The 14405-nt window shown below is 41.4% G+C and carries 14 protein-coding genes; 11 read left to right on the top strand and 3 right to left on the bottom strand.

The annotated features are described in order from the left end of the window. Positions 1-27: 27 nt before the first annotated feature. Positions 28-864 carry an AAA family ATPase gene (locus tag PGR74_RS04280; RefSeq protein ID WP_041503350.1) on the top strand — a complete coding sequence of 279 codons (837 nt, stop codon included), beginning with the start codon at positions 28-30 and terminating at the stop codon, positions 862-864. A 34-nt stretch (positions 865-898) separates the two neighbouring features. After that, a complete protein-coding gene (locus PGR74_RS04275) occupies positions 899-1873 on the top strand; it encodes a DUF4435 domain-containing protein (protein WP_041503349.1) in 975 nt (324 codons plus the stop codon). On the opposite strand, the gene PGR74_RS04270 is transcribed toward PGR74_RS04275, so the two are convergent. The 3 genes from PGR74_RS04270 to PGR74_RS04260 all read right to left on the bottom strand — a co-directional run bounded on the left by PGR74_RS04270 (position 1844) and on the right by PGR74_RS04260 (position 4133). Further along, complete coding sequence (locus PGR74_RS04270) at positions 1844-2746, bottom strand: hypothetical protein (RefSeq protein ID WP_270516770.1); 903 nt, start codon at positions 2744-2746, stop codon at positions 1844-1846. The two genes, PGR74_RS04275 and PGR74_RS04270, sit on opposite strands and share 30 nt — an antisense overlap. Beyond that, positions 2730-3311 carry an RNA polymerase sigma factor gene (locus PGR74_RS04265; protein ID WP_235375062.1) on the bottom strand — a complete coding sequence of 194 codons (582 nt, stop codon included), beginning with the start codon at positions 3309-3311 and terminating at the stop codon, positions 2730-2732. Before PGR74_RS04265 ends, PGR74_RS04270 begins: the two co-directional genes overlap by 17 nt. A 132-nt stretch (positions 3312-3443) precedes the next feature. Further along, positions 3444-4133, bottom strand: a complete 690-nt coding sequence (locus PGR74_RS04260) for a DUF4163 domain-containing protein (RefSeq protein WP_082032901.1) — start codon at positions 4131-4133, stop codon at positions 3444-3446. Positions 4134-4368: 235 nt separating this feature from the next. On the opposite strand from PGR74_RS04260, the gene PGR74_RS04255 reads away from it, so the two are divergent. The 9 genes from PGR74_RS04255 (at position 4369) to PGR74_RS04215 (ending at position 14362) form a co-directional block, all read left to right on the top strand. Next, positions 4369-5598, top strand: coding sequence for a sigma-54 interaction domain-containing protein (locus PGR74_RS04255; RefSeq protein ID WP_041503346.1), 1230 nt, complete (start codon positions 4369-4371; stop codon positions 5596-5598). Between the two features lie 49 nt (positions 5599-5647). Then, positions 5648-6166 carry an LptE family protein gene (locus PGR74_RS04250; RefSeq protein WP_041503502.1) on the top strand — a complete coding sequence of 173 codons (519 nt, stop codon included), beginning with the start codon at positions 5648-5650 and terminating at the stop codon, positions 6164-6166. Positions 6167-6186: 20 nt separating this feature from the next. Continuing rightward, on the top strand, positions 6187-6924 hold the full coding sequence (locus PGR74_RS04245) for a hypothetical protein (protein ID WP_146216416.1): 738 nt from the start codon (positions 6187-6189) through the stop codon (positions 6922-6924). Next, complete coding sequence (gene secG, locus PGR74_RS04240) at positions 6915-7292, top strand: preprotein translocase subunit SecG (protein WP_041503345.1); 378 nt, start codon at positions 6915-6917, stop codon at positions 7290-7292. The genes PGR74_RS04245 and secG overlap by 10 nt, the downstream gene beginning before the upstream one ends. A gap of 150 nt (positions 7293-7442) precedes the next feature. Then, the gene (locus PGR74_RS04235; protein ID WP_041503344.1) at positions 7443-7712 is read left to right on the top strand and encodes a co-chaperone GroES; all 270 of its coding nucleotides are present in this window, start codon (positions 7443-7445) and stop codon (positions 7710-7712) included. Positions 7713-7749: 37 nt separating this feature from the next. Beyond that, positions 7750-9381, top strand: coding sequence for a chaperonin GroEL (groL, locus tag PGR74_RS04230; protein WP_270516768.1), 1632 nt, complete (start codon positions 7750-7752; stop codon positions 9379-9381). 203 nt (positions 9382-9584) lie between these two features. Beyond that, positions 9585-11279: a Na/Pi cotransporter family protein gene (locus tag PGR74_RS04225; RefSeq protein ID WP_041503342.1), complete on the top strand. Its 1695-nt coding sequence runs from the start codon at positions 9585-9587 to the stop codon at positions 11277-11279. A 42-nt stretch (positions 11280-11321) separates the two neighbouring features. Beyond that, positions 11322-12878, top strand: coding sequence for a glycine--tRNA ligase (locus tag PGR74_RS04220; protein ID WP_110688487.1), 1557 nt, complete (start codon positions 11322-11324; stop codon positions 12876-12878). 245 nt (positions 12879-13123) lie between these two features. Beyond that, positions 13124-14362 (top strand): DcaP family trimeric outer membrane transporter, encoded by a 1239-nt coding sequence (locus tag PGR74_RS04215; protein WP_041503340.1) that lies wholly within the window; start codon positions 13124-13126, stop codon positions 14360-14362. The last annotated feature ends 43 nt before the right edge of the window (positions 14363-14405 follow it).

Raw genomic sequence — 14405 nt, 5'->3', positions numbered from 1 at the left:
AAAGTTCATTTTTAATCGCCATTTGTCATGAAAGCCAATAAAATTCAAAAAATCGAGATACGGAATGTCTGGGGGAAATACAATTTCCGATGGGAAAACCTCAATCCGGATGTTAACATTCTGACCGGAATCAACGGTAGCGGGAAAACTACCTTTTTCAACGTAATGGACGCATTACTATCCGCAGACGTGAAGAGGCTGAGAAATTACAATATCGAGGCGGAAATCATCATCGACGACATTGCCATTCCCTACAATCGCCAAACGACGCCAAACGAGATCAAACAAAAATTATCCGGATTCAACTACATGAAAATAAGCACCTTCGATGTTCCATTGAAGGACCGCCGAAAAATGGGAAAAGAAGATAGCCCGTTATTAAGCGAATTGAAAGAGATTGTTTACAGCGTAGGAGAGAATAATGCTTCTTTTTCGGATTACCGGCTAAAAGCGACCAATTTCCCCGAACAAGCGGAAGAGATAAATACCCGGATCCGGCATTTTTATGACACGGTCAACCACCTTTTTGCAGGAACGGGGAAGACCATAGAGATCGATCCCATGACCAATCAGCTGATCTTCAAAGACGGCAAAGAGACCATCCACCTTCATAAACTCTCTTCCGGAGAAAAGCAACTATTGATTATTCTATTGCGTGTTTTCCTGATGGACGGACAACCTTACGTGCTATTGATGGACGAGCCGGAAATCTCCCTTCATATCGAATGGCAATACCGGCTGTTCGAAGAGATACAAAAATTAAATCCCTGTTGTCAAATCATTACGTCTACCCATTCGCCCAGCTTGTTCGGCGACGGATGGGGAGATAAACTGGTATTTATTGAGGACCTGATCGTTCAATAAAAATCATGGAAAACCACCTAAAGCATTAATTTACATGTTCCCTACTGTCGATATTAATAAAGAGAAATATTATTATCATGCGGCCAAACGTTTTATGATGGATGCACAAATGTTACGCTGTCGAGCCGCCATACATGTTGAAGATAAAGATGATATCCTGTTTTGGAGTAAAATATTCAATCATTTTCGTCCCCGGGACCGTTTTCACTTCATCGCAGGCTCCCGAAACGAAAGGGGAAACGAAACGAAAGGAGTAACTCAATGCTTGAAATACCTGAAATTTTTAGGACCCAAATTTTTTATCTGCATCGATAGTGACTACCGCTACTTACTGCAAGAACGGGAAATGAGCATAAAGCATTTTGTCTTTCAAACCTATACTTATTCTTTCGAAAACCACCATTGTTACGGAAAGGGATTAAATGAAATTTGCCAACGCATCACCACATTACCCAATACGATTTTTGATTTCGACCGATTCATAAAGGCATTTTCCCGTATTATTTACGAACTTTTCTTATGGCATCTCTATTTTCTCGTTGCAGATCCCAAACGTTTTCCAATTTCCGAATTCAACGAATTGATCACTCCCCGGTGGAGAGGTCCCCATCCGGACATCCGGCATAACGCCCAACGACTGCTTCAAGAACTACAACAACGTATCAGACAGAAAACAAATTATTTACACCGTAAATATCCCAAAGCCGATCTCGATATGCTAAAGGAAAAATACGAAAACTTAGGCTTAGTCCCGGAGAATACCTATTTTTTCGTCAGGGGACATAATGTTTACGATCTGATCTACTCTTTGCACAAAGAGGTCTGCAAAAAGATTTTACGATCAGCCCGGGAATCATCCGGCAAAGAGATTTCAAAAATCAATCTTTTCGGTTATAGAAACAGTATCGACGAACAATTGAAAAAAAATTTACATTTTGGGGCTTACCCGGCCATCCTGAAAATAGAAGAAGACATCCGCTCATTTTTCAACGAAGTCTACCAAACGTAAAACAGCACGATCATCCTTTCGTTCTTTTCCTAATTCGAAACGGACAATCACTTCCACCCTTCCTATCCCATCGACCTTTTTCCACCGGGGACCGTCGACGAGCAAACGGATGATTTCATCATTCACGGGATAAGAAAAACCATCAGCTATCCGTATACGGGAAGGTACGCCTTTTTGATTAATCTCGAAAGAGAGTCGGACCTCTCCGGTTTTATTTTCCTCTACCTCTTCCTTCGGGTATTTCAAATTCTTTTCCGCGTAGCGATTAAAACGGATGACATTTTCTGCCATAAGAGAGTCTCCTTTCGTTTTCTGCATTCCGGAATCAACTTTTACCGAACTCCCCATTACAGTCCTTTTCATTTTACTTTCTTTTGCCCTGATATTCTCAACGGCACGATCCATCTTCTCATCTTCTTTCTCCGTATTGACCGTATCTGCTCTTTCCGTATCGGCCATTATGACCGGCTTTGCATTTTCTACCAAAGAATCCGGCTTCCTACTTCTCGACAACGCGACAGGATTCTCTATTTTTCCCCCCGGGACATCAGCCTTTTCGCCACCCTTGCTCAACATCACATTCTGTTCCGTCTCGTCGACCGGCCATAAAAAACACAATGCAATACCCGTAACGACAATGACTCCGGCAACGATTCCCCATACCCGTTGCCTAAAGTGATTCCCCACCGAAGCCCGGTCATCGAGTTGCCGTTCCAAACGTATCAAACCATCCATAGGATCGGAAATCTGCGACAATCCTTCCATCGCCTCATACAAAAAAGGATCGGACAAAGCATCTTTTTCCAGGCGATTAGCCGCCTGACCTTTCCGATTACTTCGAAGATACTCTTTTATGTCATTGCTCCCTGTCATAGAAACCCAAGCCTTTCCGATTTATACAAAGCTTCAAATTCCGTTTTCCGTTCTGAATAAAACTCTTCACGTTCTTAGAAGAGAATCCTGTTCGCATCTCCACTTCCTTATAGGAAAGTTCATCAAAAAAGAAGTGATTAATACAAATTCTCTGTTTTTCGGGTAACTCCTCCATACACTCCCGCACCGCTTTTTCCCGCTCTTCATTCTCTCCATCGAATTCAAGATGCAAATCTTCACAGAAATCCATAAACGAATGATCTAAATTTAAAGAAACATTCCATGTTTTTTTTCGCAACTCCATCAGACAATAATTCCTCGTACAGGTATAAAGCCAAGATTTAAAGACTTCTATTTTCGTACTTTTAGCTTTTTCCACCGTATTTTCGAACAACTGCATGACAGCATCTTGAGCATCCTCCGGCTTTTTGAGGTACTTTAACGCGACACCGTACACCAAAGGCATGTACCTCTTGTACAGATCGGTTAGATAAATAAGTTTCCCGCTCTTACAATACAGCTGTAAAAGTTCTTCATCACTTCTATATTTATCTACAGGAATCACGCTTACACACTCTTTTCCACAAATATATGAATAAAGTCGGAGTAATTCAACCCATCAGAATAAAATTGTCTCTTTTTACCCGATCTCGGTTCTTACGGGAGATTGAAGGTAAAAAGAGACAATTACAATATGCTAATGAATGAATAAATCTCCTTTCAACTCCGTCCGGGGAACATTTATTTGCGCCACACCGCAAGCATAAGCTCCTAATACATATTGCGCATAAGTAAAACACAACTCCTTCCGATTAAAATTAATCACCGTTACGGCATCCAATGTCGGGTCCGTAGTAAAACAATCATCCGGATTTTTAAAATGTGCTTTTAACAGGGTATTGATTGCTTTCTCCTTGGAATAATTTACAATGTCCTTCGGAGACAGCAGTTTTTGATTTTTCACATCATAATTAAAGGCATAAAAGTTAGTCATTCCGTGCGCTCCCCCCGTAAAAGTATAGACCGTTAAAAGAACGCTCACGTATTCGTCTGTCGCCATGAATACGCTATCGCCCGCAACCAACTCGTAACTCCATACCGGACGATTTGTCGTATCCGTTACAAAGGTATTAAAAAAATCGGTCGCATCTGCTTTCAAACTATCGATCAAACCGTTTAAACATTTCTGGATTTCTCCGTTCAAAACCTCACAACTCTTGTTTACGGCCGGAGTCGAAGAGGAGAAAACCGAATGCTTTACTTCGATACTCCAATCACCTGTCGTATGAGACAGATGATCCTGCTTAACGTTCAGATTTTGAACCTTGGGTTGGCATCCGGCCAAAACAAAGGCCAAGAGTGCCGCAATCATTAATGTGTTTCTCATTGTTTCTGTGCTTTTAATTTGTCACGAATATATAAATTTAACTCCAAAAAAAAATCAGATTAATAAAATATTCTATCCACGTCACCGAGTTCAAACTTTTACTTTTACGTAAGTCATTTTCCAAAGTTATCCGTTAAACGGAAAAGATGATAAAAACTATTTTTGACAATGTAATTATGTCAGTAAAAACTGCTAATTTTGCAGATAGGCATAATTCTAAAACAGAAATTGGAAAATGGAAGATATAAGAGCCATTAAGCAACGATTCGAAATTATCGGTAACGATTTAAAATTAAACAGGGCAATAGAAAAAGCTATACAAGTCGCCCCCACGGACTTCACCGTCATGATAACGGGAGAAAGCGGAGTGGGGAAAGAGATCTTCCCGCGTATTATTCATAGTTACAGTAGCCGTAAACACGCTCAATACATTGCAGTAAACTGCGGAGCTATCCCCGAAGGGACTATCGATTCCGAACTGTTCGGACACGAAAAGGGCTCGTTCACGGGAGCGTTGGCAGACCGGAAGGGATATTTCGAAGTAAGCAACGGGGGAACGATTTTTCTGGATGAAGTAGGGGAATTGCCTCTATCCACTCAAGCTAAATTGTTACGCGTACTCGAAGCCGGAGAGTTCATTCGCGTCGGTTCTTCGAAAGTGCAAAAAACCGACGTGAGAGTTATCGCGGCAACCAACGTGGATCTCCCCTCGGCAGTAAAAAACGGTAAATTCAGAGAAGACCTCTATTATCGGATCAGCACCATCCCTATTCAAATTCCCCCGCTTCGGGAACGTAAAGAAGATATTGTCCTACTTTTCCGCAAATTTGCGGCAGATTTTGCCGAGAAATACCGCATGCCGGCGATTAAACTTTCAGAGGAAGCCGCTTTCGTATTGGAAAATTACTCCTGGCCGGGTAATGTCAGGCAATTGAAAAACATTACCGAACAGATCTCTATCCTGGAACGGGAAAGAATCGTGGATGCCCAAACATTAAAAGAGTATCTTCCCCAACAGGGTAACAACCTTCCGACTCTTACCAACCTCCCGGAGAACGATCAGAGTTTTGCCAATGAAAGAGAGATTCTTTATAAAATTCTTTTCGACATGAAAAAAGACATGAATGATTTAAAGCAACTCGTGTATGACATCATGCAAAAAGAGCAGATAGAAAAAACAGATATCAAACCTTCGACCTCTATTGTTCTTCGGAATTTATACGATACGGCCCCGGCAGAACTCGGGAAACCGTCCGTTACAAAAATTTTCCCTAAAGAGGAAGAACACATCGAAGACACCGAAGCTGTTATTGAAGAATCTCTTTCCTTAGAAGAAAAAGAGAAAGAGATGATTATAAAGGCTCTGGAAAAGAACCACGGGAAACGAAAATTAGCGGCACAAGATCTCGGTATCTCGGAAAGGACCTTATATCGAAAATTGAAAGAATACAATATCGAAAATTGATTCTTGGAAAAGTTTATTACTTTTGTTCACTAAGTTTTATAAACTGCTTATGATTAAAAAAATTATACCTGTATTATTATTGGCTATTGGTTTTAGCGGTTGCAAGTTAGCGAGCGTAAGCTATTCATTTACCGGAGCCCAGATATCTCCCGACGTGAAAACATTTTCCGTCGATTATTTTTCGAACAAAACCGCGTTCGCTCCGGATTTGGGATCAAATTTTACAGAAGCATTGAAAAGTTACCTCCGTTCCAGAACCAACCTGACAGAAGTAACCAACAATGACGGAGACGTACGTTTCGAAGGGCAGATTGTCGGGTTCTCCCAACGTCCGATGGAGATACAGAACAACGAAGTGGCAGCCTCCAACCGATTAACCATTGAGATACGGGTAAAATATACCAACACGAAGGACGAAACAGGCAAATCAAATTTCGATTCCCGGTTTTCCCATTATCAAAACTACGGTATCGATGAAGATTATGATGCTATCGAGGCCGATTTAATCAAAAAAATCGTTGATGAAATTATCGAAGACGTATACAATAAAGCATTTGTCAACTGGTAACATTTAACAGATCGGTGAATTTGAACGAACTAATCGGATTCATTCATTCGCAGGAGGCAGAAGACGAAAAACTAAAAGCATTGGAGAGCTTAATAGAAAAATTTCCTTACTTCGCCCTTCCCCGGATGATATACCTGAAACTATTGCATGTTTCAGGACAAATCGCTTACACTGAAAAATTGAAGCAAAACACCATCTATATCCCTGATCACAAACAATTTTACCGGTTTCTGCATGATATGATCCCCTTAGAGGAAAAAATGGCATTTACCTTTTTTGAGTCTGACGCAAAAAACCACATGGCCATTGAATTCATCAAAGACACGGAGGAGATCAACCTGAAAAAAGATCCCTCGTCGTCCGCGACACCGTTACTGATACCTTATCGAATCGAAAACGAATTTCCCGATGAAGAAATCTTGCCGATAAGCGAGATTGCACATGTATTAAGAAAGCCCTCAAAAAACAAAAACACAAACCGGGATCTTCCCACTGAAGGGTCCGAGCAAAAGAACAGGCCCATCCTGAAAGACCCGGAAGACACGAGTAAAAACTCCGGGATTGCCATAGAAGAAAACGAAAGTTTCTTTTCAGAAACGTTAGCTAAAATATACGTGAAACAAAAACTATATGACAAGGCTGTCGCAACTTATCTAAAATTAAGTTTGAAATATCCGGAAAAAAGTATTTACTTTGCAAACCAAATCGAAAAAATTAAAGAGATAATAAATAATAATACGAATTCATCATGTACATAGCTATTTCTGTTTTGATCTTTATTGTTTGCGCTTTACTTATACTGATTGTTTTGGTGCAAAATTCAAAAGGAGGCGGGTTATCTTCCACTTTTGCTTCCTCAAACCAAATTATGGGCGTAAGAAAAACAACGGATTTTTTGGAGAAAGCGACTTGGACATTAGCAGGAGCCATGTTGGTTCTATGTGTTGCAGCCTCAATGCTTATCCCCAGAGAAGAACAGGGAGGTAAATCTGCCATTCAGGAAAAAATCGGTAATATGGCCGTTCCAATACAACAGTCCATGCCCGACTTTTCAACGGGAAGTACAGACAATAATACGTCAAATCCGTCTGAAGAAAATAAAACTACCACTCCGGAAGAAAAATAGGAAACATTATAACGACAAAACTCGTAAAGTAAAAATGTCAGTATGTCAGTCATGCTGACATTTTTTTGTTTGGCACGGAAAATGCAAGTTTCCTGTCGTAATTAAAAACGAATCGAAATAATTAATATAAACTTTTAAACGATAAGAATTATGGCACTAAAGACTGTTCTTAGCAAAATCATCGTAGAGCCGGTAGAGGCAGAAACAAAGACAGCATCTGGAATTATCATTCCGGATTCAGCACAAGAGAAACCACAAAAAGGAGTTGTCATCGCAACAGGTAATGGAAAACATGATGAACCAATGGAAATTAAAGTTGGCGATACCGTTTTATTCGGAAAATACGCCGGAACAGAACTTCACATCGATGATAAGAAATATTTAGTAATGAATCAAACGGACGTTTTGGTTGTCCTCTAATCTCAAATCGTAAATCAAAATTTAAATAAAAATCGTTATGGCAAAAGAGATAAAATTCAATATGGAAGCCCGCGACTTACTGAAAAAGGGCGTTGACGAGTTGGCAGATGCAGTAAAAGTAACCCTCGGCCCGAAAGGTCGTAATGTTGTAATCGAGAGAAAATTCGGAGCTCCTCATATCACGAAAGACGGGGTTTCCGTGGCAAAAGAAATTGAATTATCGGATCCCTACGCAAACCTTGGAGCCCAAATGGTAAAAGAAGTCGCTTCCAAAACGGGAGATGATGCGGGGGACGGAACCACCACCGCAACCATTTTAGCCCAATCAATCATTAACGTAGGTCTTAAGAACGTTACAGCCGGAGCTAATCCGATGGATCTGAAAAGAGGAATCGACAAAGCAGTTATAACCGTAGTTAAGAGTTTGGAAGCACAAAAAGAGGAGGTAGGAGAAAACTACGAAAAAATTCGTCAGGTAGCCCGTATCTCCGCTAATGGAGACGACACGATCGGTTCTTTGATCGCCGAAGCCATGAAAAAAGTAACCAAAGAGGGAGTTATCACCGTGGAAGAAGCGAAAGGGATCGAAACCGAGGTAAAAGTAGTAGAAGGAATGCAATTCGACCGGGGATATATATCTCCCTATTTTGTAACCGACACGGAAAAAATGCAAGTCGAATTTGATAATCCTTATATCTTGCTATACGATAAAAAAGTCTCCACTATGAAAGAGTTGCTTCCAGTTCTGGAACCGGTAGCTCAATCAGGTCGTGCTTTATTGATCGTAGCCGAAGACGTGGAAAGCGAAGCTCTGGCAACATTAGTGGTGAACCGCTTGAGAGGTTCGTTGAAGATTGCCGCTGTTAAAGCCCCCGGTTTCGGAGACCGCAGAAAAGAGATGTTGGAAGACTTAGCCATCCTAACCGGTGGTGTTGTTATCTCCGAAGAGAAAGGATTGAAATTGGAAAGCACGACTATCGACATGTTGGGTAGAGCTGAAAAAGTGACCATTGACAAAGAGAATACAACCATCGTAAACGGAGCCGGCAAAAAAGAAGCCATCGTCGAACGAGTAAATCAAATCAAAAAGATGATCGAGAATTCGACTTCCGATTACGATAAAGAAAAATTACAAGAAAGATTAGCCAAATTAGCCGGCGGAGTAGCCGTTCTTTATGTCGGAGCCGCTTCTGAAATGGAAATGAAAGAGAAAAAAGACCGGGTCGACGATGCGTTAAGCGCAACCCGTGCTGCCATTGAAGAAGGAATCGTTCCGGGAGGGGGCGTTGCTTATATCCGTGCCATTGAAGCCTTGAACGGCTTAAAAGGTGATAACGAAGACGAGACCACAGGTATAGAAATCATCAAACGCGCCATTGAAGAACCGCTTCGTCAAATTGCCCACAACGCGGGAGTAGAAGGAGCTGTTGTCGTTAATCGCATAAAAGAAGGCAAAAAAGATTTCGGATATAACGCACGTATCGACGAATACCAGAACCTGTTGGAAGCCGGAGTGATCGATCCGAAGAAAGTTGCCCGTGTCGCCTTGGAAAACGCGGCTTCTATCGCCGGAATGTTCTTAACAACCGAATGTGTGTTAGTTGAAGAAAAGAAAGAAGAAGCACCGGCAATGCCTCCCATGGGCGGAGGAATGCCCGGAATGATGTAAAAACATGCATATGACCATAAAAAACCGCTCGAAAATTCGAGCGGTTTTTTATTATCCCGTTACGACATAATAGGAAGTATTAATACAATTTCACAGGATTTAATCGGTCAAAAACAAAAAAGGGATAGCAATAGGGGCTTTTTTTATTTACTTTATATACCTTTACCGTCGCAAATTTTATTTTTGTTAGGAAAAGTATATTTATGAATTATTCCATTCTTGATTTTCTCCAGTTAATCGGATCGCTGGGAGTGTTTCTCTTCGGAATGAAGATGATGAGCGAGGCCCTACAAAAGGTCGCGGGTGACAAGATGAGACACATACTGGCAGCCATGACTTCCAACCGGGTCAAAGGTGTCATCACCGGACTATTAATTACGACTATTATCCAGAGTTCCTCGGCGACTACCGTTATGGTTGTCAGTTTCGTGAACGCGGGACTATTAAACTTAGTAGGTTCCATAGGGGTCATTATGGGTGCCAACGTGGGGACCACCTTTACTGCCTGGTTAATCTCCATCCTCGGATTTAAGGTCAGTATGGTCAGCCTCTCCCTCCCTTTAATCGGACTTAGTCTGCCTTTACTCTTTTCAGCCAAACGGATTCGAAAAAGCTGGGGAGAGTTAATTATCGGATTCGGATTACTATTTATCGGGTTGGATTTCTTACAAAAATCGATGCCTAACATCCACGAAAACCCGGAGATTCTAAACTTTTTACACAATTACACGGATTTAGGATACGGTTCCTATATTCTATTTATGCTGATCGGAACGGCTTTAACCATCCTTATCCAATCCTCCTCAGCCACCATGGCTCTAACCCTGGTGATGTGCGCCAACGGCTGGATCGGCTTCGATATTGCCGCCTCCATGGTATTAGGCGAAAACATCGGAACGACTATTACCGCCAACCTGGCTGCCATGATAGCTAACACGACGGCCAAAAGAGCGGCTTTCGCCCATTTCCTGTTTAATGTATTCGGAGTCATCTGGGTCCTTGCCATCTTTCCTTTTTTCCTAAGATGGGTTGCGGGACTTAGCGAACACCTCGGGATCGGCGATCCTTTTACCAATATCGGATCTGTTCCCATTGCCCTCTCTTTGTTTCACACCTGCTTCAATGTAGCTAACGTCGTTATTCTTATCGGTTTCACAAAAGTGATTGCCCGACTGGTTACCCGCATCATCAAATCGAAAGAGACGGCAGATGACGCATTTACCTTGAAACACATCAAAATCGGTTTACTCTCTACTCCGGATGCTTCTCTCTTCCAAGCGAAACAGGAGATCACCCACTATGGAAACAATACCTTGGATATGTACCGGCTCGTCGTGGAATGCTTACATACTCCGACGAAAGATTTCGAGAAAAAATTCAATAAGATCGATAAATTAGAAGATGAAAGTGATTTGGTGGAGGTCGAGATCGCCGATTACCTGACCAAGGTTTCGGAATCCAAGCTTTCTACCGAGAATTCCCAGCGTGTCCGGGCCATGTTCCGTATTGTTTCCGAGATAGAAAGCATTGCCGACTCTTCCTTGAATATAGCCAAAGCCATCGGGCGAAGAAACAGTCAAAACATCACTTTTCCGGATTTCATAGACGAGAAGTTACAACACATGCTCGATATCGTGGACGAAGCTTTGGTTGTTATGTGTGCTAATCTGGCTACGGAGTATAAGGAAGTAAAGGCCAAAAAAGCTTACGAAGTAGAACAAACTATCAATGATTACCGAACGATTTTACAACAGGAACACCTCACGGCAATCGAAGAGAAAAAATACGATTACGCTACAGGTATTATCTATAGCGACATTTTCTTCGAATGTGAAAAAATCGGGGATTATGCTATCAATGTAACCGAGGCAATAAAAGAGATCGGCGGAGATAATTGATTCGTATTTTTAATGATTTATAAATCATAATTCTTAAATAATATGGCACAAGAAGATGTATTTAAAAAATTGGTCGCACATTGTAAAGAATACGGGTATGTGTTTCCATCTTCCGAAATATACGATGGGTTAGGGGCTGTATACGACTACGGGCAATACGGTGTGGAGTTAAAAAACAACATAAAAAAATACTGGTGGGATTCTATGGTATTGCTACACGAGAACGTAGTAGGTTTGGATTCTGCCATTTTTATGCATCCGACCATATGGAAAGCTTCCGGGCATGTAGATGCCTTCAACGATCCTCTGATTGATAATAAAGATTCCAAAAAGAGATACCGGGCGGATGTATTAATCGAAGAGCATATTGCCAAGTACGAAGACAAGATCGAAAAAGACGTTGCCAAAGCCAGAAAAAGATTTGGAGAGAGTTTCGACGAGCATCTCTTCAGACAAACCAATCCGCAAATATCGGAGACTCTCCGAAAAAAAGAGGAATTGACAGCAAGAATGTCTAAAGCCCTAAATGACAATGATCTGACAGAATTACGGCAAATCATCATTGACAATAAAATCGTATGTCCTATTTCAGGGACTTGTAACTGGACGGAAGTTCGTCAATTCAATCTGATGTTCTCTACCGAAATGGGTTCGACAGCAGAAGGAGCAAGTAAAATCTATCTTCGCCCGGAAACAGCCCAGGGGATATTTGTAAACTTTTTAAACGTACAAAAAACCGGAAGGATGAAAATACCTTTCGGTATTGCCCAGATCGGAAAAGCCTTCCGGAATGAAATCGTGGCACGGCAATTCATCTTCCGTATGCGGGAATTCGAACAAATGGAAATGCAGTTCTTTGTACGGCCGGGCTCCGAGTTAGAGTGGTTTAAAAAATGGAAAACAACCCGGATGAGCTGGCATCAATCATTGGGTTTCGGTGCAGAAAATTATCGTTTTCACGACCACGAGAAATTAGCCCATTACGCGAATGCAGCCACAGACATTGAATACCGTTTCCCCTTCGGCTTTAAAGAGGTGGAAGGGATTCATTCCCGTACCGATTTCGACTTAAAACGTCATCAGGAGTTTTCAGGCAAAAAGATACAATACTTCGATCCCGAATTAAATGAATCTTACGTTCCTTACGTGGTTGAAACCTCTATCGGAGTAGACCGGATGTTTTTACAAGTCCTTTCGGCCGCTTATCACGAAGAGGAGATCAGTAAAGAAGACGGTTCGAAAGATTCCAGGGTCGTCCTCAAATTACCGGCAGCCTTAGCACCTATAAAATTAGCCGTCATGCCATTAGTGAAGAAAGACGGTCTGCCGGAAAAAGCAGAGGAGATCATGAAACTTTTACGCTTAGATTTCAGGTGTCAATACGACGAAAAAGACTCTATCGGGAAACGTTACCGTCGGCAAGACGCCATCGGTACTCCGTTCTGTATTACCGTCGATCATCAAACATTAGAGGATAATGCCGTCACGATCCGTTATCGGGATACCATGGAACAGGAGCGGGTTGCCATCGACCGTCTCTTCGATATACTGAAAGCCAAAACGGATATAAAGCAATTATTAAATCAAATTACCTTGTAAATTTGTAAAGAACCATATACTGAAAATCGCTGTCTTATCGGATAGCGATTTTTTTGTCTCCATCCTCCGCCAAGGTTCATAAACGTCCTTTTTATAAAATACAAACAATTTGAGTCCTTTTATCTTTTTATATTACGGGCTTCGTTTCTTTTAACTCCCCCCCTCTCAACTTTCAATTTTTCACGTCGTATATAGCTCTATGATATTCTATTAGAAATTTATAATAACCTAATAATTGTAATGCTATGAGAAAATGGATTTTTCTATTGTTGATCGCCGTAATATGCGGTAGCTATTCCGAAACTCGCGCACAGGTCAACGTAACTTCCGTATCGGCCAAAAATGATGCGGATAACTTTTACAAAATGATGAAGGAAGCTTTTCCTCTCTCTTTCAATGATCCTGCCTCCCCGCGATTTGTTTTTTTCAATAAAAACAAAAATTTCGTTTTCGGTGTAGGCGGCTTCGTTCAGGTGCAAGGATTATATGATTTTAACGGAGTTCCCAACGATAACTATTTCACAACGAATTCCATCGCTCTTAAAGGACAACAAGCAGGCGGACGTTACGGCATTACAATAGGTCAATCCCGTCTATTTTTCAAGTTAGTCGGAGATACTGAAGTCGGTCGTTTAGTGACCTATATGGAAATGGAATTTGAAGGGGAGAACAATACTCCTATTTTAAGACAAGCTTTTATTAAATTCAAAGGATTTACGATCGGTAAAACCTGGAGTACTTTCTGCGATATCTCTGCAGGCCCCGCGACGATAGACGAAGAAGGTCCTTCGAGCGAAATCGCATTACGCCAACCTCAAATCCGTTATACCTACGATTTCACGCAAAACTTACAAGCTTCTTTAGCCATAGAGTACGTGGAACCCTCTTACACGGAGGCCAAATTCACAGAATATATTCATCAAAGAATTCCGGATATCCCTTTAACTGTAAAATACACTTTCAAAGACGGCAGTCACTTGCAGGCGGGAGGAATACTAAGAAACATGTACTATAAAAATACGGCAAAAGATAAAGACGAAATCGTAACCGGTTGGGGAGTTGCCTTAAGCGGTATCTGGCAATTGGCAAAAAATACCTCTTTCAACTTTCAGGGGGTTTACGGAAAAGGCATTTCCAACTACATTCAGGATCTTTCCGGCACAGGTCTGGATCTGGTTCCAAGTGAGACGGACGACTCCCGTTTAAAAGCATTCAACGCCTGGGGAGGCTTTGCCGGCTTCACCCATCAATGGAATGAGAAACTCTCCTCAAACATCATGTATAGTTATGCCAGGGTACTGGAACAATACGGAATGCCAAGCACATCATATAAATACGCTCAATATGCCGCAGCCAATTTATTTTGGGATTTTTCAGAGTATGGAAGTTGCGGTATAGAATACGTGTACGGACGTCGCAATGACTTCAACAAAGAGTATGGTAATGCAAACCGTATCAATACGATGATACAATACAGGTTCTAAAAATTACTGCTATTTTTATCAATAGGCCATTCCTGAAAAGCAA

This window comes from Sanguibacteroides sp. AM78-02pH3A, assembly GCF_027666085.1.
Taxonomy (GTDB): domain Bacteria; phylum Bacteroidota; class Bacteroidia; order Bacteroidales; family Marinifilaceae; genus Gabonibacter; species Gabonibacter massiliensis.
Note: the sequence above shows the minus strand (reverse complement) of the source record. Positions and strands in the feature narration are given on the sequence as shown.